A 211-nucleotide genomic window follows, 5' to 3' on the forward strand; every position below is an offset into this window, starting at 1 on the left:
GCGGGTCGCCGGAAGCGGCGCCCCCACACGTTGGTGTCCGCGTGCCAGACGATCCGGCCGTCGGGGTGGACGAGTTCGCTCGGCGCGTCGACCAGGTCGGCGACGATCGCGTAGAACCGCTCGTCGACCGGGTCGCCGTCGGGGCCGGTGATCCGTTCGCGCTGGGCGACGGCCCGCCAGGTGCCGGGCTCCCAGTCCCAGCTGACGGTGC

The 211-nt window shown here is 74.9% G+C and carries 1 protein-coding gene; it reads right to left on the reverse strand.

The genetic code is table 11. From position 1 onward, the window contains the following. The coding region (locus GTW40_RS31565; RefSeq protein WP_161183556.1) for a hypothetical protein at window positions 1-211 on the reverse strand (211 nt) is incomplete at both ends.

The organism is Streptomyces sp. SID4985 (assembly GCF_009863025.1).
Lineage (GTDB): Bacteria > Actinomycetota > Actinomycetes > Streptomycetales > Streptomycetaceae > Streptomyces.